Consider the following 26,118-nt stretch of genomic DNA (forward strand, 5'->3'; position numbering starts at 1 on the left):
ATTACAGTTTCACTTTATTAATTCAATTGTTTCCGTAACCTTTATACTATCTTTTACAGATTGAACAATCGTACAATTTTTCACTGCAAGTTGCAGCGCCTTGTCCAGTTGCTCTTCTGTAATGTTTTGCGCTTTAATTTTATAGTGCAAATGAACACTTTCAACTGGCTTCGATAACGCTTCACTTCTACCAATTTCAGTTTCGATTGTAAACGTATCGTATGTAATACGTTTCTTTTCTAAAATTGTTCGAAAGACAATTGCACTACATCCTGCGATAGAAGAAATGAGTAATTGTAACGGTGAATACCCGTTTTCTTTTCCAATCGCTAATTGAGCGTACGATAAATCTGCCTTTATATCATCGTGTTTGATTGTTAGTTTCATTTGTTTTTTCCATCTCCACTTTCATCGGTTTCTGCCGTTTCTTACTAATATAATAATATATATAGCAGAAAATGATAAATGGAATACCACAGTATAACGCCATTCTTTGTTCAGGAATAAACGCTAAACTAATAACAACAATGCTATTTGTAATTAAGGCTAAAATCGGGACAATTGGGTATAGTGGTGTTCTATACTTTAAGTCCTCTAACTTTCCTCCGCCTTTTATATACTGACTTCTAAAGCGAAGTTGCGATAGAGCAATAATGATCCAACTTGAAACAGCCGATAAACCAGCTATCGATAATAAATACATGTATACTGTATCTTCTGCAAGGAAACTTGTGAATAGAGATAATCCAGCTACCGCAATCGTTACGACTAGCGCTGTAATTGGAATACCACGCTTATTTACTTTCTGGAAGGAAGTTGGTGCCATTCCCTCATTTGCAAGTGACCATAGTATACGCGTCGCTGCATATAATCCAGAGTTCGCTACAGATAATAACGCAGTAATAATAACGAAGTTCATAATATCAGCTGCGTATGGAATACCAATTTTATCAAATACGACTACGAATGGACTTTCAATTACGCCTGCTTCTTTCCAAGAAATTAATCCTACTAAAATCGTCATTGTTAAAATGAAGAATAACATAATGCGCCATACTGTATTACGGATTGCACGTGGAATTGTTTTTTCTGGATTTTCACTTTCTCCCGCTGCAATTCCAATTAACTCTGTTCCTTGGAACGAGAAGTTAACTGTAATCATTGTAAGTAATACGGCAGCTAGTCCATTCGGGAAAAGTCCACCATCGCTTACAAAGTTAGAGAAAAGAGGTGCTGCTTCTTTTCCGTCATATGATATAAATCCTAATAACGCACTACCACCAAGCACAACAAATGCAAGAATTGTAATTACTTTAATACTAGAGAACCAAAATTCTAATTCGGCATAACTTTTCGCCGAAATTGCGTTTGAAGCATATAAAATAACACCGAATACAAGGCACCATACCCAAACATCAACATTTGGAAACCATCTTTTCATCATTAAACCGATTGACGTTAATTCTAGACCCACTGTTACTGCCCAGCCGAGCCAGTATAACCAGCCAATCATAAAGCCTGTTCCTGGTCCAATAAACTTCGTCGCATACTTTTGGAAAGATCCTGAAACCGGCATCGCTACCGTTAACTCTCCAAGACAAAGCATTGTTAAATACATAATAAATCCGCCTACTAAATATGAAAGGATGGCCCCCCCTGGTCCAGCCTGATTAATAGTGTAACCTGAACCTAAGAAAAAACCAGTTCCGATTACACCACCAAGTGCGATCATAAATAAATGTCTACTCTTCATCGTGCGATGTAATTTCTCATTCGTTGGTTGCTGCATCTAAATCCTCCCCCTACCATACCCCTATATCTTGTTAAAATTTTCTGATAATAAAAATATACACGAAAGCGATTACATTTTCTATATAAAATTAAAACTTTTCTGATAAAATAATATAAAAAATCTAATTATCGTAAGATTTAGATTCTATTTAGAGGAAAATAAGGAGAAACAAGGAAAAAACCCTTACATATATTGTAAGGGTTAACGAAGTTCTAATCTTCTGGATAAAATTGATAAACTATAATTTACGATAAAGTACATACAAGCTACTAATATAAATGTTGGAATCATGTAATTCACATTTTGCCCGCTAATAATTTGAGCATTATGCATAAGCTCAGGGAGTGATATAACAACCGCTAGCGACGTATCCTTCAGCAATGAAATAAATTGACTGACAAGCGGCGGAACCATTCTCCTTAATGCTTGTGGCAAAATAATATGCCACAGCGCTTGAACATACGTTAATCCCGAAGATCTTGCGGCTTCAACCTGCCCTTTTTCAATAGACAATAGACCACTTCTAACAATTTCAGATATCATTGCTGCCTCAAATATTGTTAAAGCAACAATTGCAGCTGTTATAATTTCTAATTTCAAGCCTGCTTCTGGAAGTGCAAAATACGTGAAAAATATAATTAACAGTAGTGGTAAGTTTCGAATCACTTCAACTATAACTCCTAATACTTGTGAGACGACAGGTATTTTCGTGTAGCGCAATATACCGATTACACTTCCAATAATAAAACTAAGTACAATTGCTATGAGCGCTACCTCTAATGTTATAAGTAATCCTTTTAATAAAAATAGAATATGATCTCCTGTAATTGCTCCCTTGAAATCCATTTACACCGCCTCCTTTGCCAAGCGTTTTTCTAAATAACGCACTAGCATACTGAGCGGAATTGTTAATATTAAATAAAACATCCCGACAAATATATAAACATCAAACGTAACAAACGTCTTCGTTGAAATTAAATCTCCTTGATACATTAAATCAGCACCAGCAATAATTCCAAGTATTGAGGAGTTTTTAACTAAATTGAGAAACTGGTTTCCTAAAGGGGGAATTACAATTTTCACTGCTTGGGGTAAGACAACATAATACATCGCCTGCACATACGTTAGCCCTGAAGAGCGAGCAGCTTCCATCTGCCCTTTCGCAACTGATAAAATACCAGCGCGAATTACTTCTGCAATAAAAGCTGCCGTATATACCGTAAGCGTAACTGTTCCTGCTACAAAACCATTTAAAGTAATTCCTATTACAGGTAAAGCAAAATAGAATATAAATGCAATTAATACGAGTGGAATATTTCTTACAAACTCCACAAAAGCTGATCCTATCCAATTTAAAATACGAATAGGTGCAATACGCATTACTGCCAAAATTACTCCTAAAATAAAACTACCTATCAATGCAATTACACTAGACATAACTGTATATTTAAACCCTTCTAAATACATATCAATGTTATTCGTTAATATAGAAAAATCAGGCACATATTCTCCCCTCTTTCTTTACAAGAAGAGGATGAGTACTCTCATCCTCTCACTTTTACTATCTACTTTTCTGGTTTTTGTCCAATCCACTTCTCATATAATTTGTCATACTCTCCGCTTGCTTTCATGTCTTTAATTAAAGTATTAATCTCTTTCGTTAAATCATCTGCCCCTTTTTGCACTGCAATTCCATACGGTTCATCTGTGAAAATTTTTCCTACTACTTCATAATTAGAATCTTGTTTTGCCATTCCGTAAAGGATCGCATTATCTGTCGTTAACACATCACCTTTACCTGCCTTTAACGCTGTAAATGCCTCACTATAATTTTCAAACTCTAATACAGTCGCTTCTGGTGACTTTTGACGAATGTTATTTGTAGATGTTGACCCTTTTACAGCTAATACTTTAACGCCTTGTTTTATATCATCAACGCTCTTAATATTGCTTCCTTTTTTCACAAGTAACGATTGTCCTGCTTTAAAATATACATCTGAAAAATCCACTTCTTTTTTGCGTTCTTCCGTAATTGTCATTGTTGCAATAATTGCATCAATATCACCATTTTTCAGCATTGGAATACGTGTTTTAGACGTTACTTCTTTCAGCTCTAGCTTCTTTTCATCTCCAAGAATCTTTTTCGCAAGTGCCTTCGCGACATCAACATCGAATCCTTCTACCTGCCCTGTTGAAGGATTTTTTAATCCAAATAAATTCGTATCATTCTTCACCCCAACTACTAATTTCCCTCGTTTCTTAATTTGCTCAACAGCCCCGCCTTGCTTCGTATTTGTTTCCTTTGTCTCATCTTTCTTACTTCCGCATCCAGCAACAACAAGCACGAATAAACATGAAAATACGATTAAAATAAATAACTTTTTCATTTTAAGCATGAAATTCCTCCTCTAATGATTTAGCACCCGACTTAAAAATAAACGAGCTCTTTCTTGTTCAGGGTTTGCAAAAAAGTGCGCCGGTGTTGTATCTTCAATAATTTGACCATCATCCATAAATAAAATCCGATCTGCTACCTCTCTAGCAAATCCCATTTCATGCGTGACAACGACCATTGTCATCCCTTCTTTAGCCAGTGCTTTCATAACATCAAGTACCTCTCCAATCATCTCTGGATCAAGAGCAGACGTAGGCTCATCGAATAGCATAATTTCCGGCTGCATTGCAAGTCCTCTAGCAATTGCTACCCTTTGCTGTTGTCCTCCGGATAATTGATGCGGATATACGTTAGCCTTCTCCGGGATTCCTACTTTCTCTAAATAAAACATTGCTGTTTTCTCTGCTTCTTCTTTGGAAACTTTATTTACTTTAATCGGTGCTAATGTAATATTTTGAAGAACCGTTTTATGTGGATATAAATAAAAATGTTGAAAGACCATCCCAATATTTCGCCGCAATTCATTCATGTCCGTTTTTTTATTGTGTACCTCTGTATTTTGTACAATTAATTCTCCATCTGTAATTGCCTCTAATTGATTTATACATCGAAGCAATGTACTTTTTCCTGATCCTGAAGGCCCGACAACTACTACCACTTCCCCTTTTTTCACTTGCACATTAATATTTTTCAAAACTTGAAAGTTACCATAATATTTATTTACATTACGAAATTCTATCAACATACTCCCCCTTCCCCTAACAATGCATGTACATTCTTTTTATATTCAAAAATAGTCCCAAAAATAACTTTTAGCTTCAATTTGTCCATAAAAAAAAGCAAAGGGTTTCCCCTTTGCTTCTTCATTTCTATTCTGTTAAGATACTTCTTCTTTCTTATCTTTCCCGTATTCATGCTCCCAAAAATCAGCATTTTTAATTCCTAATGGCCCTGGATCGAATACTGGATCTTTTCCTTCTTTTTTCTGTTTTTCATAATCCTTTAATGCGACTAATGCAGGTTTTTGTAATAGTAAAATCGCAATGATATTTACCCATGCCATAATTCCTACCCCAATGTCGCCTAAAGCCCAAGCTGTTGCTGCTGTTTTTATACAGCCATAGAATACAGCTCCTAAAAATACAAACTTTAGTACCATAGACATCCAAGGACGGTCTTTATCACGATTTAAGTATGCAATATTCGTTTCTGCAATGTAGTAATACGCCATAATTGTTGTAAACGCGAAGAATAATAACGAGATTGCAACGAAACCGTTTCCAAATCCAGGAAAAACAGATTCTACCGCCGCCTGTGTATATCCTGGTCCTGGCTGAGCACCATTTAGTTTATTAACGATAAAGTTTTTTCCGCTTGCATCAAATACGTTATACATGCCTGTAATAATCATCATAAATGCTGTTGCTGAACAAACAAATAATGTATCAATGTAAACGGAAAATGCTTGCACTAAACCTTGCTTAGCTGGATGTGATACTTCGGCTGCTGCTGCTGCGTGTGGTCCAGTCCCTTGTCCTGCTTCATTGGAATAAATACCACGTTTTACCCCCCAAGAGATTGCTAAACCGATAATACCACCGAAAGCAGCTTCTAATGCAAATGCACTTCTTATAATTAACATAAATGCTTCTGGCAATTTTTCAATATTCATAGCAACAATGACGCAAGCTACTAAAATATAGCCTATTGCCATAAACGGTACGACAACTTGCGCTACGTTAACAATTCGCTTTACTCCACCGAAAATGATAAGAGCTAATACGACAACTAATATAGCCCCTGATGCGGTAGTATTAATACCAAAAGCAGTTTCTAAACTTACAGCAATACTATTTGCTTGCACACCTGGTAGTAAAAGCCCCGTTGCAAGAATTGTCGCTGCAACGAATACTAAAGCATACCATTTCACACCTAAACCTTTTTCAATGTAATAAGCAGGTCCACCACGAAATTGTCCTTGATGTTTCGTCTTATATATTTGCGCGAGTGTTGATTCTACATAAGCTGATCCTGCTCCTAAAAAGGCTACTGCCCACATCCAAAATACAGCTCCTGGTCCACCGAATGCAACGGCTGTTGCTACCCCAGCGATATTTCCTGTTCCAACACGTCCTGATAACGAAAGTGCTAACGCTTGGAATGAAGAAACACCAGCCTCTGATTTTTCTCCTTGAAATGTCAGCTTCACCATTTCTCCTACGTGCCTTACTTGTAAAAACTTCGTTCGAATAGAAAAATATAAACCTACTCCTAAACATAAATAAACAAGTGCTGGACTCCAAACAATATTATTTAACCAATTTACGAAAGTTTCCAACATTCCCCCTCCTTTTTTATAAAGAATATTCAGAATATATATAAAATTATAAGTGCATACCGAATCTAGGACAATATTATTTTAATAAAGTAAACATATTTTTGTATAAAAAAACAAAGTATATATTTGTTTTATATACTTTGTTTTGAACTAAATGTATTATATATTCACAATTGCTTCTCTTTTAATAATTCTTTCGTATAGCTCTTCTGATAATTTCAAGAAGTTATCAGGCATATCTTTCCCTTTAAACTTCTTTTGAAGCGTTCCATATAAACCTATATCACGTAAACGTAAAAATAGTGGTAACGATTCATACCAACTATCCGCCAGCCTGTGCTCATACTCATATCCTTTTCGTAACACTTGTAACTGTTTACGAGCAAAATCTGTCTTCTCTTCTGCTGTCCACGGTGTAAATAGAACAGAGTAGTATAAAACCATCGCTAAATCATGTATAAAGTAATTATAAGCAGCATCATCAAAATCAAAGATTGTTAGCTCTTTACCATCATAATGAAAATTACCTTGATGAATATCACCGTGCATAAGACCGAACGTTTCTCTTTCAACTGGAAGAGCCTTAATTTCATCCATTAATACCGCTGCAATCTCTTTCACTTGACCATCTTCTAATTCATTAACAATTCCACTTTCGTCTTCTTCCCACGTATCACGGTAGTCTGTTTTAGGATAATCCATTGTAAGGCGATGCAGTTGCCCAATCGCTTTTCCCCACGCTTCAAAATAAGCATCTCCCCAATAAGGCGATTCTGCTCCTTTTACTTGCTCACCTTTTGCATATATAAATAAAGAAGCGAAAAAGAAAGTCCCATCCTCTGCTACGATTTCTTCTACGAGATTTCGAGACGTTGAATAAAGAGGTCCTGCTACCTTTGCCCCATTCTCCGCAACATATCGTAAAAAATCTAGTTCAGCCTCTACCTCTTGTTTAGAACGATGAGAAGAATGTGTTAAACGTAATACGTAATCTTCATCATTATCACCCTTCGCCTTAAAAATATAATTCTCAAAATCTCCAAGTGGCTTTTCTTCTACTGTTACATGAAACAAATTCGCTGCTCTTTTTAAAATCTCTTTCGTAAAAACACGTTCTACAGCTATTTCCATATATATCCCTCCTATATATCTTCTTAATTCGACACAAATGTTAGAAGTACTGCTATGAAATTGAATAATGCACAAAAGACAATGTAACGTAACCTTCAACCCTCTTTTAAAAAAATAATTCAAGCATAAATTTCTCACAAACGACAAAAATTAACAGAAACAATTGCACTTTAAAAGAGGTGGAAATTATGACAGAGAAAAAAGAACAACAAGAGAGTAAAAAACAAAAGCATATGTTTCCATCACTTCCGGAGAACATTAGTTACATTGAAAATAAACTTTCTCATTCTGATGATATAAAAAAATTAGATCTCCCTTTTCAAAACGGAAAAGGAATAATCTTATATATCGAATCTTTAGCAGACCCCAATTTAATCCATCAATTAGCTCTTGAGCCTTTATTAACTCGGTCGGATTTGTCTTTAGATAAAGCTTTTGCCACATTAAATATGAAAAAAGAAACAAATTTAAATTACGGTGTGCAACTTTTATTACAAGGAAAATCATTATATTTTCATGAACAAGTCGACAGTTTTTGTATTTTTGAAACAGCTTTATCTTTAAAGAGAGATATAGCTGAGCCTGATAATGAAGGCATTGTACGTGGACCACATACTGGTTTTGTAGAAGATTTAGCAACCAATTTAGCTTCCATTCGTAAACTCATAAAAAGTCCAAATATCGTCGTTAAATATTTCACACTTGGTGAAGAAATGCATACGAAAGTGGCAATTGCTTATATGCAAAACATAGCGAATGACGATTTAGTTACAGAAGTAAAAAGAAGGTTAGAAACGATTAAGACAGATGCACTTATGCCTCCGGGATATATACAAGAATTTATAGAGGATACATCTTTCTCACCATTTCCACAGCAATTAAATACAGAGCGTCCAGATAGAGTCGCAGCAAATTTAATGGAAGGACGAGTTGCTATTTTATCTGATGGAGACCCAACAGCGCTTATCGTTCCTGTTACGTTATTTGCCTTCTATCAATCACCAGACGATTATAATAACCGCTGGATTGTCGGTTCTTTCGTCCGAATGATTCGCTTAGTGAGTTTCTTGATTGCTTTTCTCTTACCAGCTATATATATCGCAACCGTAGCCTTTCATCCTGATGTATTGCCGCTTGAACTTGTGTATACAATTAAAGCTTCATTAGAGAAAGTACCACTTCCTCCTATTTTTGAAGCTCTCTTAATGGAGCTAATTTTCGAGTTATTACGGGAAGCTGGTATTCGTTTGCCAAGCAGAGTTGGACAAACAATCGGTATTGTAGGCGGTTTAGTAATTGGTGATGCAATTGTAAAAGCCGGACTTGTTTCTTATACGATGATTATCGTTGTAGCTTTAACTGCAATCTCATCTTTTCTCGTTCCATCAAACGATATGAGTTCAGCTGTTCGAATTCTTCGTTTTCCATTAATGCTCCTTGCTGCCATATTTGGATATGTAGGAATATCATTCGGTCTAATTATAACTTTCGTTCACCTATGTCAGCTTCATTCTTTTCATACACCATATCTTTCTCCTGTTGCACCAATGCGGATTAAAGATATGAAAGATTCTTTTGTAAGACTACCAATTTGGTCATTTTGGGAACGACCACATGATCCAAAACCGAAAAAAATGCAGCGCCAACATGTAACGAGAGAGGATGAGAACGGTGACAAACACGCAAAGTAAAATTTCGCTAGTTCAATTTACCTTTTTCGTTATTCAATGCCAAATTGGAGTGGGTATACTTTCCCTGCCTAACCGTCTTCACCCAATAGCAAAAGGTGGTGGATGGATTTCCGCGCTCATCGCCGGGCTTGCGATTCAGCTTATTATTTTACTAATGTGGCTTTTCTTAAAACGATTCCCTGATGCAGATATGTATGAAAGTGTTTGTATGCTATTTGGTAATAAGTTTGGAAAACTATTAGGCTTTGCTTATGTTTTTTATTTTACTCTTATCGGTATGACAGTTATGTTAAATGCTTGTAATGTCATTAAAGTGTGGGTTTTGCAAGCGACCCCTTGGTACGCAATTCTCTTACTATTTACGATAGCTTGCTGCTATATAGCCTATAATACATTTAAAGTCATCGTACGATTTTATGTCATGGCTTCTATTCTCATTTTGCCCATGGCTCTTTTAATTGCACTAGGGTTTTCACGAGCTGATTTTTCTTATATTTTTCCGATTACAGAAGCCGGCTGGTGGAATATAATTCAAGCATCCAAGGAAACAATTACAGCTATGTATGGTTTTGAAATCATTCTTATCGCTTTTCCAAAAGTAAATGGCAGTTCTGTCGCAAAACTGAAGGCCATTTCTATCGCTAATGGATTTGTAACACTTTTTTATACTTTTACTGTTTGGATTTGCTTTATCGTATTTAGTCCAAAACAAATCGAGCTTATTCCAGAACCAGTTGCTTACTTATTACGCTCCTTACATATCGGGATTATAGACCGGACTGATTTACTATTTATACCAATATGGATGATAACAGTTGTGGCTTCTATTGCTAGTTATTATTGCGCTGCTTCAATCGGAGTTGGGCATATATTCAATCTTGCTAATCATAAAAAAGCTGTTCCAATCGTCGGTATTATTGCTTTTAGTGTAGCCTTATTTATAGATACACCTGAAGAATTAAAAGTAATTTCAACTTTCACTGATAAGTTCACGTATATTTTCATCGTTGTCCTCCCTCTTTTATTTCTACTTTATTCAGTAATAAGAAATAAGAAAGGAGAACAGTATGTTCCAAAAAAGAGTTAAATTACTTTTTATATTATGTACTAGTTCCCTCCTTTCTGGCTGTTGGGATCAAGAACCATTAAGAGAAGCGAGATTAGCTTATAGTATTGGATCTGATATTACAGAAAAGAATAAACTCCAGCAAACAATTGAGCTCGTAAAAAGTTCAAGCGGCGAACAATCTTCATTCGAGAATGAAATACATTCAGCCACCGGGCATAACATAAGGGATACAAGCGATGCCCTAAAAAAAAATGTAACCGGAAATATTCGTTATTTTAAATATGGTGTTCAATTACTTGGAACCAAAATTCTAAAAAAAGGTATATTACCTTATTTAGATGTCAGCTTTCGGGACCCAACAAACCCAACTGCTTTAGTAAAACTTATTGCAGTAGATGGTGAAACATCCGAGATACTAGAAAAAAAGAAAGTAGGAAATTTACTAATTGGAGATTTTCTAAAGAAAAAAGTGAAAAGTTTAGAAGATATGAGTGTGTTTCCAAAAGAAACTTTAGAAACAGCTGCTACAAAAATGTTAGATCCCGGTAAAGACTTTACCCTCCCTTCTATAAAAATAAAAGGAAAAGAAGTGATTACAAACGGTCTAGCTTTATTTAATAATGATAAATTAACTGGGCATTTATCTTTGAAACAATCTGTTTTATTCGTATTATTAACTGGAAAAATGGGAACAAGTGCCCGTATAACCCAAAAGCTTACTAGCGATGAATCAGAGAAAACATCTGATTATTTAACAATGGAAATTAGCAATCGAAAGTTAAAACGCGACTTAAAAATAACAACAGATAAAAAAGGAAATGTTTATGCTCACATTAAGCTCCAACTAAAAGTTATAGCGCTTGAAGCTCCGAGAGATAATCTTTACAAAATGGATGAAAGAAAAAAACTAAATAAAGAATTGTCTAAACAACTTACGAAAGAAGCTAAAAAGATAACGAAAAAGTTACAAAAAGCAAACTGTGATGCTTTCGGTATCGGCAGACACCTTATCGCCTACCACCCTGACTTATGGAAGAAGAAAAATTGGAATAAAGATTATGCAAAAGTAAAATTCAAACCTGAGGTAGAGGTAAACATTTTGTATAGTGGTGTACTAAAATAAAAGGTTGTATGCCGCATAGGCATACAACCTTTTATTTCGTATATCGATACACAATTGATTCATATGGTCTTAAGTTAAGTTTTGCAATATCCTTGCTGGCATCTTTATAATTCGACAGTAGTACTTCTTGTTTCATTCCATCTAATTGAACGTGCGCTTGTACAGAGTACGTTATTTCTTCTCCATAGAAGTTATTGATAACAAGTAATACCTCATCATTTACAGTACGTGTATATGCCCAAATCTTAGGATGATTTTCATCCAAAATAGCATATTCTCCTTCTGTAAGAACATCATACGTTTTTCTAAGTTCTATTAACTTTTTATAATGATAAAATACGGACTCTTTATCTTCTAATGCCTTCTCTACGTTTATTTCTTTAAAGTTTTCAGCCACTGAAATCCAAGGTGTACTTGTTGTAAAGCCACTGTTCATCTCTTCATTCCACTGCATTGGAGTACGGGAGTTGTCACGAGATTTTTGCTTTAAAATCCCTATAATCTCTTCTTTTGATAGCCCTTCTTTTAGCTTTATATCGTATATATTTAACGATTCCACATCACGATATTGCTCGATGGACTCAAATTTAGGATTCGTCATACCGATTTCTTCCCCTTGATAAATATAAGGCGTTCCTTGCAGCATGTGCATGGCTGTCGCTAACATTTTTGCAGATTCGTTTCGGTACTTTCCATCATCACCAAAGCGTGACACGATGCGAGGCTGATCATGATTACACCAAAATAACGCATTCCATCCTCCGCCCTTTTGCATTTCAATTTGCCAGCTAGACATAATCTCTTTTAATTTAATAAAATCAAACTCTGCTTTCGTCCACTTATCACCATTCGGATAATCTACTTTTAAATGATGGAAACTAAACGTCATGCTTAATTCATTACGCTCAGGATTAGAATATTTAATACAATTATCAATTGTCGTAGATGACATTTCTCCAACTGTAATGACATCTTTTCCTGCAAAAACATTTCGGTTCATCTCTTGTAAATATTCATGAACACGCGGACCATCTGTATAATACTTGCGTCCATCACTTGTCGCAGTACTACCTTCATCGTTTAAGAAACATTGGTCTTTTGAAATTAAGTTAATGACATCTAATCGGAATCCTGTTACTCCTTTATCCAGCCAAAAACGCATCATATCATATACTTCTTCACGAAGTTTTTCATTTTCCCAATTTAAATCAGCTTGTGTTTCATCAAATAAATGTAAATAATATTGCTCCGTCTTCTCATCATATTTCCAAGCAGATCCACCAAACTTAGACTGCCAATTATTTTTTTCATCACGCCAAATATAGTAATTACGATATGGACTATTTTTATCTTCCTTCGCTTCTTTAAACCACTTATGTTCAGTCGAACTATGATTTACAACAATATCAAGCATAATCTCAATGTTACGTACTTTCGCTTCTGCTAAAAGTTCTTCAAACTCTTCCATCGTTCCGTAAGATGGATCAATGCTGTAGTAATCACTTACATCATATCCATTATCATTTTGTGGTGATTGGTATATCGGTGTTAACCATATATAATCCACTCCGAGTTCTTTTAAATAATCTAGTTTCTCTGTAACACCTTTTATATCCCCGGTTTCTCTATTGTAATAACTATTAAAGCTCTTCGGATAAATTTGATAGACTACACTTTTATGCCAATCCTTCATGTTTAACTTCCTCCTACTTCTGTTTGACTCTTTTTGCAAATAACCATGTTAAAGTAAACGGGATTACAACTGCAATAATCATTCCTACAATAAACATTGGAATCGATTTCGGAATGATAGAAATAAATGCTGGCAATCCGCCAATTCCGATAGCAGGCGCTAATACACCATTTAATGTAATGAATATCGCTGCCACAGCAGACCCTATAATCGCTGCATAGAACGGGAACTTATTTCGTAAATTCACCCCAAACATCGCTGGTTCTGTAATACCGAAGTATGCTGAAATGGCTGATGTTGATGCCATACTTTTATCATTTTGATTTTTAGAAATCCAGAACATCGCAAGTGCCGCACTACCTTGCGCAATGTTAGAAAGAGCGATCATCGGCCAAATAAATGTCCCGCCATGTTGTGCAATCAATTGTAAATCAATTGCAATAAACATATGATGCATACCTGTAATTACAAGCGGTGCATATAACGCTCCAAATAATACTGCTCCAACTACTGGTACTGTTTCATATACACCTACTAATCCTACTGTTAATAAATCTCCAATATGACGTGTAACCGGACCGATAATTCCTAGTGCTAACACACCTGTCACAACGATTGTTGTAATTGGTACAACTAATAATTGAATTGCATTTGGTACATGTTTCTTTAAGAAAATTTCCACTTTACTTAATACAAATGCTGCTACTAAAACGGGTAAAATTTGTCCTTGATATCCTACCTTCTCAATTTGGAATAGTCCTAAAATATTGAAGTACTCAATCTTTTGACCCTCTAAACCAGTCGCTGCTTTTCCATAGTCCCAAGCGTTTAATAAGGCCGGGTGCACAAGCATTAATCCCATAACAATCCCTAGTATTGGACTACCACCAAAACGCTTCGTTGCTGACCAACCGACAAGTGCTGGTAAGAATACGAATGCTGTATTGGCCATCATATTAATTAAATCCCAAAGCCCGCCTAAGTTCGGATAAACATCTAATAAATTTTTCCCATCAAAAAATAAGTCCTTTGCGCCTAATAGATTGTTAATACCCATTAGTAAACCAGCTGTTACGATCGCTGGTAATATCGGCATAAATACATCCGAAAATATTTTTACAAACTTTTGAGCTGGATTTAACTTCTGATTTCCAGAGTCTTTTACGTCAGCTACAGTCGATTCTTTCATACCTGCAAGCGTTATCAATTCAGCGTAAACACGATCTACATCCCCTGGACCAATTACAACTTGAAATATACCAGCGTTATGAAACGCTCCTTTCACTAATGAAACAGACTGTAATTTATCATTATCTATTTTACTTTCATCTTTTAAAGCGATACGGAGCCTCGTCACACAATGTGCAGCTTGTTCAATATTGTCTTTCCCACCAATATACTGCAACACTTCCTCTGCTGTTTTACGATAGTCTTTCCCCATATTCCCGTCCCTCTTTTCTTTTTTTGATACCGTTTACAATTACATATTAACTCGTATATATAAGTTAGTCAACACTCGTATATACGAGTTTGTGTTTTTTTTTTATAAAAAAAAGAGATGAAACAATATTTTGTTCCACCTCTTTACTTCCTGCGTGCCACATCCGAAAAGTGAAAAATATCTAAACGGTGGCGTGATTCTGTATATTCAAACTGACTTCCATCATACAAATGTGTAAAGTTTTTCACAACGACAACATAGTCTGTTCCATTTAAATCTAAATACTTTCTGTCATCCTCTGTACATGGCTGTACTTCAATTACCCTCTGCGAATAACTAATATGTAGCCCAAGCTCTTTCTCGATGTATTTATAAATCGATGCAGTTGCAATTTCTTTCGTTAATCCTGGAATAAACTCAGATACAAAATGATTTATATCTAAAATTACTTTTTCTCCATCAATATTTCGTACACGTTTAATATGATCAATCTCTGTTTTTTCTTTTACATTTAATAATTTTGCAATTTCTTTTGTGGCTTTTTCTTTGTCCATTTCCACAACTTCCGTAATACAATGACGTCCCAAACGTTCATTTTCTTCTTGGAAACTTACAATACCGCCAAAATTAAATTCAATATTTTTTCGCTTTAAAACAAAAACACCTTTTCCATGAATTTTTTGCACATATCCACGCTCTTGCAGTAAATCTACAGCTTTTCTCACCGTGCCTCGGCTTGCCTCATACTGCTTCATTAATTCTGTTTCTGATGGGATTTTGCATCCCTCTTTTAATTGTTTATTATCAATAGATTTACTGATTTCTGTATAAATTTGTTCATACTTACTCATCATCTACAATAGCCCCTTGTCACCTTCTAATTCTATATGTATTATAACATGCTTCACTCTTCTGCCAATCTCTCACTTATTTTCCAGTACAAGAAAAATATAGGTAAATATTTAATCTTTAAAACGTATTTTTATAAAAATTTTTATATTTTTCTTTTCATTCAAAAAAACATGTAGTATACTAACTTCAAAATCAGAGGAGAAAGGGAGCAAAGAACTATGCTTACTTATACAACAACTGTAGTTACATTTGCACAAAAACATCATCATCATACGTAACCCTTGAAACCTAGCGGAAAAATTACGCGTAGGTACAAGGGTTATTCCCGTTGTACCTACGCTTTGGCAAAAGAGCCATGTAGGTATTTTTTTATCTACATGGCTCTTTTTTTATTGTCAAAAAGCTAGTAAAAAATGATGTTTAAGCAAAACTTACTACAAAGGAGTTAACAAAAATGGAAACGAAAAAGTGGGGATTATGGGTTTTAACAGCATTTGTTATCGGGAATATGGTTGGCGGTGGCGTATTTATGCTTCCAGCAAATTTAGCACAAGTATCAGGTCCAATGGGTTCTACACTCGCATGGAGTATTACAGGCCTTGGAGTATTTATGATTGCACTTGTATTTGGAAATTTAGCGATTCGGAAACCAGAATTAAAAGCTGGACCACAAAGCTATGCTCAAGCGATGTTTCCTTCAAAAAAAGCTGGTAAAGTTGCAGGATATAGTATGGCATGGGGATATTGGGCTGCTAACTGGGCTGCAACAGCATCTGTTATTATTTCCTTTGCTGGATATTTATCAACATTCTTTCCAGTTTTACAAAGTAAGCAAATTCTTTTTTCAATAAATGGATTTTCACTGGAGCTCGGAAAAGGATTAACTTTCCTCGTATGTAGCCTTATGCTGTGGGGAATTCAATATATTCTTTCGCAAAATATTGATCGAGCTGGAAATATGAATCTACTTGCTACTATTGCAAAAATTATCGGATTTACAATGTTTATTGTAATTACATTGTTCATTTTCAACGCCTCTAATTTCGGAGACGGTCAAACCTTTATGAATGAAGCAGGACAATCAATCTCATTAGGTGGACAAATCAATTCAGCTGCTATTGCAACACTCTGGGCATTTATCGGTATTGAATCAGCAGTTATGCTTTCTAATCGTGCAAAATCACAGCGCGATGTAAAAAAAGCTACGATTTTCGGATTAATTATCGCTCTTCTTATTTACATGTCAATTACTTTACTTACAATGGGAGCTCTTCCGCAAGATGCTTTAAAAGAGTCTCAAAAACCATTAGTAGACGCATTAAATTTAGCAATTGGAAATAAAGGTGCATATATAATGGCTTTACTCGCTCTTATATCTTTATTTGGATCTACAGTTGGCTGGATTGTTGTTAGTTCAGAAGTACCTTACCAGGCAGCAAAAAATGGACTTTTCCCTAAGTTTTTCGGGAAAACAAATAAAAAAGGTAGTCCTTCAAAATCACTATTGATTACAAATGTAATGACGCAAATTTTCTTATTTTCAACGATTTCTGGTACTGTTTCAGAAGCGTATAGTTTCGCTATCGTCGTAGCAACATTAGCCTATTTAATTCCATACCTTGTTTCTACCTTGTACCAATTAAAATTAGTTATTACAGGAGAAACGTATGATATACTGCCAGGATCTCGAGTAAAAGATGGAATCATTACGACATTAGCGTTGATATACTCCATTTGGGTTATCAAAACGGGAACTGCTGATTTAAAAACATTCTTCTTAGGAATTGGATTGTTCGTATTAGGTCTTATTCTTTATCCAGTACTAATGAAAGACTCACAAAAAACGGATTAAATAAAGAGAAGCTGCTGGCTTCTCTTTTTTATTAAAAATCTGTAATTAACTTTTCTTTTAGCTCTCCTACAGATAAAGGTTTCGCATAATAAAATCCCTGTACATAATCACAGCTCATTGATTGTAACAAACTCTCTTGCTCTACTGTTTCTACTCCTTCAGCAACTACTGCTAAATTTAAACTATGAGCAATTTCAATAACGGATTTTACAATCGTTCGTTCTGGTTGTGCGTGATCATAATGAAATTCACGAATAAAATTACGATCAATTTTTACAATATCCAGTGGTAGTTGTTTTAAATAATATAAGGAAGAATAGCCAGTCCCGAAATCATCCAAAGCAATTAAAACACCCATATTTCTTAATTCTTGTAATGTAGCAATAATATAATCAAAATGACGGACTGCAATGCTTTCCGTTATTTCTAATATTAAACGGTTCGGAGGAAAGCCAGTTCTCTTTAAAATGCTACGTACTGATAAAATAAAACGTTTCTGCATTAATTGTTGTATAGATAAATTCACAGATAACTTTAGTCCTTCTTGATAATTCGGCAATGTTTTAAACAAGCGACATGATTTTTCTAATACCCAGTCTCCTAGTTTTATAATAAGTCCAGACTCTTCAGCTACAGGGATAAATTCGCTTGGTGAAATAGGTCCGTCTTCTGTCATACAACGTACTAGAGCTTCTATACCAGAATATCTCTTCGTTTTCAAATCAATAATAGGCTGCAATGCTACATCTAACTCTTCATCACGAATTGCCTTTTGCAAAGCAAACTCAACTTTCATTCTACGATTTATTTTCGCGCGTAGCTCATCTGTAAAGAAACACGCAGCGTTTCTCCCCTGTTCTTTTGCACTATACATAGCTAAGTCAGAGTTTTTCAATAACGTTTCCACATCTTGTCCGTCTTGTGGATAAGAACAAAGTCCTAGACTAGCTGAAATGTATACTTCATGGCCTTCCAGCATAAATGGTGCCTGAAAACATGACAACACAGATGTCGCTAACTGACTCATATCATCTTGTCTATGATTTTTTGTTAACAGCACAAATTCGTCGCCACCTAGCCTAGCCAGAACATCTTTCTCTCCTAGTACATAATGCAACCTTGAAGCAACTTCACTTAAAAGTAAATCCCCTATCATATGACCTAATGTATCATTTACTAATTTAAAACGGTCCAAATCAAAGTAAATCATACCAAATTCTTTTTTATCTGCAATCAATTCGTTAACGGTCGTTATTAATTGTAAACGGTTAGGCAAACTCGTTAAAGCATCATGATAGGCAAGTTCCCTATAACGACTTTCACTTAGCCGCAATCTATGTTCCGCTTCTTTTCTACTACTAATATCATTTCGAATTGCGATAAATTGGTATGGCTCTCCTTTTTCATTTAAAAATGGAACAATTGTTGTTTTGACCCAATAATATGTACCATCTTTTGCTCGATTCCGAATCTCACCTGTCCATACTTTCCCATTCAAAATACGTTTCCATAAATCTTGAAAAAAGGTTTTTGGATGATGTCCTGAATTTAAAATACGGTGATCTTTTCCAATTAATTCTTCTCTTTTGTATTTAGAGATTTCACAAAATTTATCATTTACATATGTAATAAGACCTTTTCGATCTGTAATTGCAACAATTGAAGACTCATCTAATGCTAACTTTAAATCTCGCAATGAAGAGTCATATAATGCATGACCTCTCTGTTCTAGCATGCGCATCTCTCCTTGCTTCTATCTGACTAAAACACAACCTGTTTCTCTTCATAGAAATAGAGATATTTCATTTTCTAATACTAGCCCATTACATAAATTATCTTTTTGAATAGACCGATTAAAATAACATAATATTATTTGTAATAAAAAGCAATATTATACCGTTCTAATTATAAATAGTAGCTTCTCATCTCCCTAATTATTTCGCGCCTTATTATACTGCAATCCCTTTAAGTGTCTCTATGCAAGCCTTGTTTCCAACTAATACCACTCACATCTGATCTCTTTGTTTTTAATAACGAAATAGAAATTAGAGCATACTACATAACTATTCACGAATAATAATATAAAACTCTACATCAATGTATATGTTTTTGAATTACAATAACAAAATATTAACATATTTTCACCTTAATTTTGGAAGTATTTTATAAATAAATACCGTATTAAACTAAAAAAGAGGATAGCCTCTTTTTTAGTTTAATACGAATATGGTATTTGCTGATAACCTGGGTATGGCATTGGATACGTTACAGGGTATGGTGATGGATAAGCTACTGGATATGGAGCGGGATAATACCCTCCACTTGTTGCACCTGTTAATGCACCAGCTGTCAGTCCGCCTAACACTCCTCCTGCAAAGCTTCCAGGGAAAAATCCGCCTCCCCATGAACTATCACCACCCCAGCCCCATCCGCCTCCGTGATGATGATGGTGATGGTGATCATAGTGATTGTGTCCTCCATGGTGATGATGTCCACCGTTATGATTGTGCCCACCATGATGATTTCGATAATACAATCCATTATTTTCTATATAATTCATGTTTCTCCGCTCCTTTTCGATTTTTTCATTTTCATATACGTTAAGAGTGGGATAAAAAATGGGATAGTACACTGTATGTAGGACAAATGCGGAAAGTATAGGTGAAATGTCTATATTTTGTAAAAAAAGCAAAACACCTTATAATAAAGATGTCATATTACATCTTCTATTTAAGAAGTCTATATTGAAAAAAGATTAGGGGAATTATATAGAAATGAAGAAGCCTATCGTTCAATTACTATTAATATTTACAATTGTATCTATCGTTCTGTTCCTATTAAATACATCGTATATTTCGTTATATACATTTGTCGGTGCTCTATGGTCCATCACAATTGTCGGAATTTCATTCGTTATTTTTATAGAAAATAGATCTCCACAAAGTACGTTAGCATGGTTTTTAGTATTAGCACTTCTTCCTATTATAGGTGTGCTTTTATACGCTATTTTCGGACGCAGCCGCTGGAGAAGAAAAAAACATCTCCATCGTTCAGAAGAACAAAGAAAATTATTCCGTGAAATATTAGAAGGAAGAAGACTAGAGTTATTACTCACAGTCCCACTAAATGAACGTTCCATACATTTAACAGAAGTCATACAAAAATTTGGAGGTGGTCCTGCCGCAGATAAAACAACTACAAAACTTTTAACAAACGGAGATCAAACATTTTCAGAAATTTTGCGAGCTATAGAGCAGGCAAAGCATCATATACATATTCAATACTACATTTATAAATCTGATGAAATTGGTACAAAAGTTCGAGATGCTTTAATACAAAAAGCAAAAGATGGTGTTATTGTACGCTTCCTTTATGATGGCCTTGGAAGTAATACGTTAAGAAGACGATTTTTACAACCTATGAAAGAAGCTGGGATTGAAATTGTAGAATTTGACCCTATTTTTTCAGCTTGGTTACTTGAAACTGTCAATTATCGTAACCATCGAAAAATTGTTATTGTAGATGGAAAAATTGGTTTTACCGGAGGACTCAATGTCGGTGATGAATATCTTGGCCGTTCCAAGAAATTTCCTGTTTGGCGTGATAGTCATTTAAAAATAGAAGGAAAAGCATTATATAAATTACAAGCAATCTTTCTAGAAGACTGGCTCTATGCCTCTAGTGGTTTAAATACTTATTCCTGGGATCAATTCATGAATAGACAATACTTCCCAGGTAAAGAGATTTCAAATGCAGAAGGTGCTGTTCAAATCGTAGCAAGCGGACCAAGCTCCGATGATAAAAGTATTCGTAATACATTATTAGCTGTTATGGGCTCTGCAAAAAAATCCATTTGGATCGCTACACCCTACTTTATTCCAGATCAAGAAACTTTAACATTATTACGCTTAAGTGCAATTGCCGGAATAGATGTACGGATTTTATATCCAGGTAAAAGTGATAGCATCATTAGTGATCAAGCATCTCAATCCTATTTCACTCCGCTTTTAAAAGCTGGTGCTTCTATTTACAGTTATAAAGATGGTTTTATGCATGCAAAAATTGTACTCGTTGATGATACAATTGCAACTATTGGAACAGCGAACATGGATGTACGTAGCTTTGAATTGAATTACGAAATTATTAGTGTACTTTATGAATCAAAAACAGTTCACGATATTAAACGTGATTTTGAAGAAGATTTTAAACATTCGACTGAAATTAAATGGAACTCTTTCCAAAAAAGAAGTATAAAAAAACGCATATTGGAGTCTTTCATGAGGCTTATTTCTCCTTTACTTTAGGCAATCAACTTCATCTTGATTGCTTTTTCTTTTCCCTTTATCCCCCTTCCTTTTCTTTGCATACCATATTAAAACAAGTTATCATAAGATGTATTACTTTATGAAAATAATGTTAGGTGGGAAATACATGTTAGAACAATTTCATATACATGCTGATTTAAAACAACAGCTTTCTACGATTCATGAAAAGAATAAGCAAGAAGCTGGTGAAAATGCACATTTAATCGGAACGAAAATATATAAAGCGTCTGATAATAGCATTATTGAAGATGCGATTACAGCACTTCTTCTTGGCAAGAACATTCTATTAAAAGGACCGACTGGTAGTGGTAAAACAGTACTAGCGGAAACTCTTTCTTCTTTATTCCAAAAACCAATGCATAGCATTAACTGCTCTGTCGACTTAGATGTAGAGGGTATTTTAGGATACAACACACTACAAACGAAAGATGGTGCATCTGAAGTTTCATTCGTTAACGGTCCTCTTATGAAAGCAATGAAGAACGGTCACTTCCTATATATTGACGAAATCAATATGGCAAAACCTGAAACGTTACCACTTCTTCACGGCGCATTAGATTACCGTAAAATGATCACAAACCCATTTACACAAGAGGTTGTATACGGTGATGACGAATACCGTGTAATTGCTGCGATTAACGAAGGTTACGTTGGAACAAGTGAACTAAATGAAGCATTAAAAAACCGTTTCGTTATTATTGAAGTTCCTTACATTCAAGGTGACACATTAAAAGAACTATTATTAGCAGAATCAAAATTAAATGATGTTGCAACAATTGAAAAGTTTGTTGCCTTTGCAAGCGACCTTATGCCTTTAGCTCGCGATGGACGTGTAAGTGAAGAAGCGGCAAGTATTCGTGGCATTATCGACGCATGTGATTTAGGTGTATATATTCCTGTTATGCGAGCGATTGAACGAAGCATAATTGCAAAACTTAATGATGAAACAGAACAAATGACTGTCCGTGAATTAGCAGAAAGTTATTTCTTTGAGGGATAATTTATGAGACAAATTTTTAGTGACAAAAAAATTGATGCGTCGCTGTTTCTACAAATGGAAAACTTAATGTATGCCCTTCTAAAAGAAGACGATGCCTATCTTGAATATGGCTATAAAGCATACTACGACGAAATTGAAAAGAAAGTTGTCATTAGTCACTTTTGGGATGATCGAAAAGAAGAAGATACAGTAATCGGATTAAAAAGCGAAGTGTTCTTAAAAGCACTTGGTAATAAACATTACTCGGACATGACTTTAATTCGTTCTTATGCGATTGAATTGCAAGAATCGCCCCTAAAAAAGTTTTTAACACAATTATTTGTTCTATTAGAAGATTTACGCGTTGAGGAAATTGTAAAGAACTTACGTCCTGGCACGAAGCATGTTTTTAAAAGAAGAAAAGAAATGTATCGCAATTACTTTAGCTCACAAAATGAAATCAATCGCGTTCGTAACTATCACGGTGATCGTCTATTTTGCCTATGCTATCTTTCATTAACGAGCGATAAATATGAAATGTTTAATAATGAATATTTCGAACAAATTGAAGCTATTTTGCATGAAACATTCCAAGCTCGTAATACGGAAGATATTATGTATATCGTTGAGAAAATTCGCTACCGCTTAGAGGAGCTTCTTGAAAGTGATATGCTTAACAATTATTTCGGACATGCACCGCTTTATTTATCTGTTCTTGCAGACGAAAAGAACTGTCGCGTCGAAGATTTAGCAAATGATGATACGCAGCTTATAGATGACGATGAAAATAAAAACAAAATGGATGAAAGTTTCTCCACATGGCATCGTGAAAATAAAAATAACGAAAACGAGAACTTTTTACGCTTTGAATTAGAAAGCGGAACAAAAACAAACATGATGGGCGATACTGCTCGTGAATCAGAAGATGGCGACCAAGCACTTGGTTCTGTACAAGGTACTTCTCAAAAAAGTACACAATCCAACTTTGATGGCGCTGATACAGAAGAAGCAAGGGCTTCACACGCTTCTAGTCAAAATGATGGTGCATATGGTAAATATAACACTGGCGCTTCTCATACATTTAAAGAAGCACGTAAACCAAATCCTGATGAGAAAAAGGATTACCAAGCTATCAAATCAGTCGTTAATAAAGATGTAAAAGAATTAAAGAAAATTATCGAAAAAACGATTGAAAATAAAACGAATGCAAATAGTGATAAATATTACGGAAGACTTCGTAAGAAATTCCTTCGTATTTATACTGAAAAGCAGCCTCGCATGTTTTATAAAAAAGGGCAAGAATCACAAGAGCTCGACGTTGCATTCCAACTGTTAGTTGACTGTTCTGGTTCTATGTATAACAAAATGGAAGAAACGAAGAAGAGTGTTGTACTATTCCATGAAGCTTTAAAATCTTTAAAAATCCCGCACGCTATTAGCGGATTTTGGGAAGATGCCTCTAGCGCTAAACCTGAAGATAAGCCGAACGTTATCCATGAAGTTGTAAATTATAAAAACTCAACGTTACCAAACGTTGGTCCAGAAATTATGCAACTTCGTGAAGAAGAAGATAACCGCGACGGATATATTATTCGTATCGTTTCTGAAAAGCTTGCCAAAAGACCTGAGAAACATAAATTCTTACTAGTCTTCACAGACGGTGAGCCTTCTGCGCTAGACTATCAACAAGACGGAATTTTAGATACGCATGAAGCTGTTAAACTCGCGCGTAAAAGTGGTATGGAAGTAATCGGTATCTTCATCGAAGAAGGCGAAGCGAAAGAAGCAACTTATCAATTGATGAAAAACATTTATAACCATCACTTCTTAGTTGCAAATCACGCTGAAGATTTACGACTGAAGATTAAACCATTACTGAAAAAATTATTACTGAAGACGATTGAATAGAAAATAGGAGCCTTGTGGCTCCTGTTTTTTCGTTCAATTACTTTGTTTCTGGTTGAAACTTGTATGGAATGGCTATTTCTAACAAATATTCAAATCCTCCGTCATAGTATGGGAAGCGCTCATTCGCAATTGTTCGATCCACCCACTCTACTGCAGAAATTTCACCTTCATCTTCCGCAATAAGTTCACCTTTTTCTACATTCGCTCGGAATGTAAAAAATAGCGCATGATTCCCTGATTCTTCAAAGAATTTTTCATTGATCGCAACAAGTCCACCTAACGTAGCAGTTAAACCTGTCTCTTCTTTCACTTCTCTTATTAGTGCTTCCTCTAATATTTCACCTTTTTCCACAGCCCCACCTGGCAATGACCAAACGTTTTGTTCTACATTATGTACCATTAATATTTTATCTGTTTCTTCGTCATGTATTAGTGCATATACGACATCAACTCTTTGCATAAGACTTCTCTCCTTCCAAAAATGAGGAAGAGCCGATTCCTAAGAATCGACTCTTCCTATTAATTCATCACTAACTCAGCTGTGAGCTTTTTTTTTAACTTAGCCAGCATGTCAGTTGTCATTTTGTCTAAATCGTATTCTGCTTTAAAGCCCCACTCTTTCATTGCTGCTGTTGCATCAATAGAGTTTGGCCAGCTATCAGCGATTGTTTGACGAGCTGGATCTACTGCATAATCCATTGTAAACGTCGGAATGTGTTTACGAATTGACGCTGCAATTTGCTCTGGCTCGAAGCTCATTGCTGTAATGTTAAATGCATTTCTATGCACTAGCTTACTTGGATCAGCTTCCATTAATGAAATGATCGCTTGTAAAGCATCAGGCATATACATCATGTCCATATATGTTCCTTCAGCAATGTATGAGGTGTATGCACCTTTTTTAATCGCCTCATAATAAATTTCAACTGCATAATCAGTCGTTCCGCCTCCTGGAGGCGCTACGTAAGAAATTAAACCTGGGAAACGGACACCGCGCGTATCTACACCAAACTTTTGATGATAATAATCACACAGTAATTCTCCTGCTACTTTGTTTACCCCATACATCGTAGTAGGACGCTGAATTGTATCTTGCGGTGTATTATCTTTTGGCGTTGATGGACCGAATGCACCGATAGAACTTGGCGTGAAGAACTTACAGTTTAATTCACGAGCTGCTTCTAGAGCATTTACAAGTCCACCCATATTTAAATTCCATGCAAATAACGGATTTTTTTCTGCTGTTGCTGAAAGTAAAGCTGCTAAATGAATAATTGTATCTACTTCATTACGCTTTGCGATATCATGTAGTTTTTGTCCATCTGTTACATCTAACGTTTCAAATGGACCAGACGTTACTACTTCACTGTCTGTTTCACGAATATCTGTTGCAATAACATTTGATGCGCCGTATACATCACGAAGTTTCATTACTAGTTCAGAACCAATTTGCCCTAAAGAACCGGTTACTAGAATTTTTTTCATTTTCCCCACTCCTCATTTGCAAGCTATTCAAAAGATGTCGTTAC

Annotated in this window: 22 protein-coding genes; 7 read left to right on the forward strand and 15 right to left on the reverse strand. The window is 35.3% G+C overall.

Going from position 1 to position 26,118, the window contains the following annotated elements; genetic code table 11:
- Window positions 1–9: 9 nt before the first annotated feature.
- From DN404_RS05300 to DN404_RS05340, 8 genes are all read right to left on the reverse strand, one after another.
- Window positions 10–387 (reverse strand): OsmC family protein, encoded by a 378-nt coding sequence (locus DN404_RS05300; protein ID WP_149214801.1) that lies wholly within the window; start codon window positions 385–387, stop codon window positions 10–12.
- Complete coding sequence (locus DN404_RS05305) at window positions 362–1,789, reverse strand: amino acid permease (RefSeq protein WP_001187097.1); 1,428 nt, start codon at window positions 1,787–1,789, stop codon at window positions 362–364. Before DN404_RS05305 ends, DN404_RS05300 begins: the two co-directional genes overlap by 26 nt.
- 204 nt (window positions 1,790–1,993) lie before the next feature.
- Window positions 1,994–2,638, reverse strand: coding sequence for an amino acid ABC transporter permease (locus DN404_RS05310; RefSeq protein ID WP_000345958.1), 645 nt, complete (start codon window positions 2,636–2,638; stop codon window positions 1,994–1,996).
- Entirely contained in the window at window positions 2,639–3,295 is a 657-nt protein-coding gene (locus tag DN404_RS05315) for an amino acid ABC transporter permease (protein ID WP_001112667.1), read from the reverse strand.
- 62 nt (window positions 3,296–3,357) lie between these two features.
- A complete protein-coding gene (gene glnH, locus DN404_RS05320) occupies window positions 3,358–4,188 on the reverse strand; it encodes a glutamine ABC transporter substrate-binding protein GlnH (protein WP_113303370.1) in 831 nt (276 codons plus the stop codon).
- A 12-nt stretch (window positions 4,189–4,200) separates the two neighbouring features.
- Entirely contained in the window at window positions 4,201–4,932 is a 732-nt protein-coding gene (locus tag DN404_RS05325) for an amino acid ABC transporter ATP-binding protein (RefSeq protein WP_050552230.1), read from the reverse strand.
- A gap of 132 nt (window positions 4,933–5,064) precedes the next feature.
- Window positions 5,065–6,525: an alanine/glycine:cation symporter family protein gene (locus DN404_RS05335; protein WP_000447396.1), complete on the reverse strand. Its 1,461-nt coding sequence runs from the start codon at window positions 6,523–6,525 to the stop codon at window positions 5,065–5,067.
- Window positions 6,526–6,684: 159 nt separating this feature from the next.
- Window positions 6,685–7,656, reverse strand: coding sequence for a phosphotransferase enzyme family protein (locus DN404_RS05340; protein ID WP_000401644.1), 972 nt, complete (start codon window positions 7,654–7,656; stop codon window positions 6,685–6,687).
- A 188-nt stretch (window positions 7,657–7,844) separates the two neighbouring features.
- Here DN404_RS05340 and gerKA point away from each other — a divergent pair, with 188 nt between their 5' ends.
- Genes gerKA through gerKC form a run of 3 tightly spaced genes read left to right on the forward strand, consistent with a single transcriptional unit; the run spans window position 7,845 to window position 11,539 of the window.
- Window positions 7,845–9,347 (forward strand): spore germination protein GerKA, encoded by a 1,503-nt coding sequence (gene gerKA / locus DN404_RS05345; protein ID WP_102956304.1) that lies wholly within the window; start codon window positions 7,845–7,847, stop codon window positions 9,345–9,347.
- Window positions 9,328–10,434, forward strand: coding sequence for a GerAB/ArcD/ProY family transporter (locus DN404_RS05350; RefSeq protein ID WP_102956302.1), 1,107 nt, complete (start codon window positions 9,328–9,330; stop codon window positions 10,432–10,434). Before gerKA ends, DN404_RS05350 begins: the two co-directional genes overlap by 20 nt.
- Window positions 10,415–11,539, forward strand: a complete 1,125-nt coding sequence (gene gerKC, locus DN404_RS05355; RefSeq protein WP_102956300.1) for a spore germination protein GerKC — start codon at window positions 10,415–10,417, stop codon at window positions 11,537–11,539. Before DN404_RS05350 ends, gerKC begins: the two co-directional genes overlap by 20 nt.
- Window positions 11,540–11,570: 31 nt before the next feature.
- On the opposite strand, the gene treC is transcribed toward gerKC, so the two are convergent.
- From treC to treR, 3 genes are all read right to left on the reverse strand, one after another.
- Complete coding sequence (treC, locus tag DN404_RS05360) at window positions 11,571–13,232, reverse strand: alpha,alpha-phosphotrehalase (RefSeq protein ID WP_061113572.1); 1,662 nt, start codon at window positions 13,230–13,232, stop codon at window positions 11,571–11,573.
- A gap of 13 nt (window positions 13,233–13,245) precedes the next feature.
- Window positions 13,246–14,673, reverse strand: a complete 1,428-nt coding sequence (gene treP, locus DN404_RS05365) for a PTS system trehalose-specific EIIBC component (RefSeq protein WP_000513942.1) — start codon at window positions 14,671–14,673, stop codon at window positions 13,246–13,248.
- Window positions 14,674–14,816: 143 nt separating this feature from the next.
- Window positions 14,817–15,527 carry a trehalose operon repressor gene (gene treR / locus DN404_RS05370; RefSeq protein WP_000987242.1) on the reverse strand — a complete coding sequence of 237 codons (711 nt, stop codon included), beginning with the start codon at window positions 15,525–15,527 and terminating at the stop codon, window positions 14,817–14,819.
- Window positions 15,528–15,979: 452 nt separating this feature from the next.
- On the opposite strand from treR, the gene DN404_RS05375 reads away from it, so the two are divergent.
- The gene (locus DN404_RS05375; protein WP_000448447.1) at window positions 15,980–17,377 is read left to right on the forward strand and encodes an amino acid permease; all 1,398 of its coding nucleotides are present in this window, start codon (window positions 15,980–15,982) and stop codon (window positions 17,375–17,377) included.
- A gap of 31 nt (window positions 17,378–17,408) precedes the next feature.
- Here the strand turns inward: DN404_RS05375 and DN404_RS05380 are convergent, their stop codons facing one another.
- Together DN404_RS05380 and DN404_RS05385 are read right to left on the reverse strand one after the other, a co-directional pair.
- Window positions 17,409–19,112: a putative bifunctional diguanylate cyclase/phosphodiesterase gene (locus DN404_RS05380; protein ID WP_000893345.1), complete on the reverse strand. Its 1,704-nt coding sequence runs from the start codon at window positions 19,110–19,112 to the stop codon at window positions 17,409–17,411.
- 480 nt (window positions 19,113–19,592) lie between these two features.
- Window positions 19,593–19,937, reverse strand: coding sequence for a cobalt transporter (locus DN404_RS05385; protein WP_149214802.1), 345 nt, complete (start codon window positions 19,935–19,937; stop codon window positions 19,593–19,595).
- A gap of 214 nt (window positions 19,938–20,151) precedes the next feature.
- Between DN404_RS05385 and DN404_RS05390 the strand changes: the two genes are divergently transcribed.
- The 3 genes from DN404_RS05390 (at window position 20,152) to DN404_RS05400 (ending at window position 24,589) form a co-directional block, all read left to right on the forward strand.
- Window positions 20,152–21,681 carry a cardiolipin synthase gene (locus DN404_RS05390; protein WP_000743031.1) on the forward strand — a complete coding sequence of 510 codons (1,530 nt, stop codon included), beginning with the start codon at window positions 20,152–20,154 and terminating at the stop codon, window positions 21,679–21,681.
- Window positions 21,682–21,808: 127 nt separating this feature from the next.
- Window positions 21,809–22,702, forward strand: coding sequence for an ATP-binding protein (locus DN404_RS05395; protein WP_000892973.1), 894 nt, complete (start codon window positions 21,809–21,811; stop codon window positions 22,700–22,702).
- A gap of 3 nt (window positions 22,703–22,705) precedes the next feature.
- Complete coding sequence (locus tag DN404_RS05400; protein ID WP_001248875.1) at window positions 22,706–24,589, forward strand: vWA domain-containing protein; 1,884 nt, start codon at window positions 22,706–22,708, stop codon at window positions 24,587–24,589.
- Window positions 24,590–24,626: 37 nt separating this feature from the next.
- On the opposite strand, the gene DN404_RS05405 is transcribed toward DN404_RS05400, so the two are convergent.
- Together DN404_RS05405 and DN404_RS05410 are read right to left on the reverse strand one after the other, a co-directional pair.
- Window positions 24,627–25,049, reverse strand: a complete 423-nt coding sequence (locus tag DN404_RS05405; RefSeq protein WP_006919539.1) for an NUDIX hydrolase — start codon at window positions 25,047–25,049, stop codon at window positions 24,627–24,629.
- Window positions 25,050–25,108: 59 nt separating this feature from the next.
- Window positions 25,109–26,074: an L-threonine 3-dehydrogenase gene (locus tag DN404_RS05410; RefSeq protein WP_000723125.1), complete on the reverse strand. Its 966-nt coding sequence runs from the start codon at window positions 26,072–26,074 to the stop codon at window positions 25,109–25,111.
- Window positions 26,075–26,118: the final 44 nt, after the last annotated feature.

The organism is Bacillus sp. TE8-1 (assembly GCF_008368855.1).
GTDB lineage: Bacteria > Bacillota > Bacilli > Bacillales > Bacillaceae_G > Bacillus_A > Bacillus_A cereus.

Bases quoted from the DNA above. Each gene is read 5' to 3' on its own strand.
- DN404_RS05385 (WP_149214802.1), bottom strand. From the start codon at position 19,937: ATGAATTATATAGAAAATAATGGATTGTATTATCGAAATCATCATGGT.
- DN404_RS05405 (WP_006919539.1), bottom strand. From the start codon at position 25,049: ATGCAAAGAGTTGATGTCGTATATGCACTAATACATGACGAAGAAACA.
- DN404_RS05305 (WP_001187097.1), bottom strand. From the start codon at position 1,789: ATGCAGCAACCAACGAATGAGAAATTACATCGCACGATGAAGAGTAGA.
- gerKC (WP_102956300.1), top strand. From the start codon at position 10,415: ATGTTCCAAAAAAGAGTTAAATTACTTTTTATATTATGTACTAGTTCC.
- DN404_RS05300 (WP_149214801.1), bottom strand. From the start codon at position 387: ATGAAACTAACAATCAAACACGATGATATAAAGGCAGATTTATCGTAC.
- DN404_RS05325 (WP_050552230.1), bottom strand. From the start codon at position 4,932: ATGTTGATAGAATTTCGTAATGTAAATAAATATTATGGTAACTTTCAA.
- treC (WP_061113572.1), bottom strand. From the start codon at position 13,232: ATGAAGGATTGGCATAAAAGTGTAGTCTATCAAATTTATCCGAAGAGC.
- treP (WP_000513942.1), bottom strand. From the start codon at position 14,673: ATGGGGAAAGACTATCGTAAAACAGCAGAGGAAGTGTTGCAGTATATT.
- DN404_RS05375 (WP_000448447.1), top strand. From the start codon at position 15,980: ATGGAAACGAAAAAGTGGGGATTATGGGTTTTAACAGCATTTGTTATC.
- DN404_RS05410 (WP_000723125.1), bottom strand. From the start codon at position 26,074: ATGAAAAAAATTCTAGTAACCGGTTCTTTAGGGCAAATTGGTTCTGAA.
- DN404_RS05380 (WP_000893345.1), bottom strand. From the start codon at position 19,112: ATGCTAGAACAGAGAGGTCATGCATTATATGACTCTTCATTGCGAGAT.
- gerKA (WP_102956304.1), top strand. From the start codon at position 7,845: ATGACAGAGAAAAAAGAACAACAAGAGAGTAAAAAACAAAAGCATATG.
- treR (WP_000987242.1), bottom strand. From the start codon at position 15,527: ATGATGAGTAAGTATGAACAAATTTATACAGAAATCAGTAAATCTATT.
- DN404_RS05395 (WP_000892973.1), top strand. From the start codon at position 21,809: ATGTTAGAACAATTTCATATACATGCTGATTTAAAACAACAGCTTTCT.
- glnH (WP_113303370.1), bottom strand. From the start codon at position 4,188: ATGCTTAAAATGAAAAAGTTATTTATTTTAATCGTATTTTCATGTTTA.
- DN404_RS05400 (WP_001248875.1), top strand. From the start codon at position 22,706: ATGAGACAAATTTTTAGTGACAAAAAAATTGATGCGTCGCTGTTTCTA.
- DN404_RS05390 (WP_000743031.1), top strand. From the start codon at position 20,152: ATGAAGAAGCCTATCGTTCAATTACTATTAATATTTACAATTGTATCT.
- DN404_RS05340 (WP_000401644.1), bottom strand. From the start codon at position 7,656: ATGGAAATAGCTGTAGAACGTGTTTTTACGAAAGAGATTTTAAAAAGA.
- DN404_RS05310 (WP_000345958.1), bottom strand. From the start codon at position 2,638: ATGGATTTCAAGGGAGCAATTACAGGAGATCATATTCTATTTTTATTA.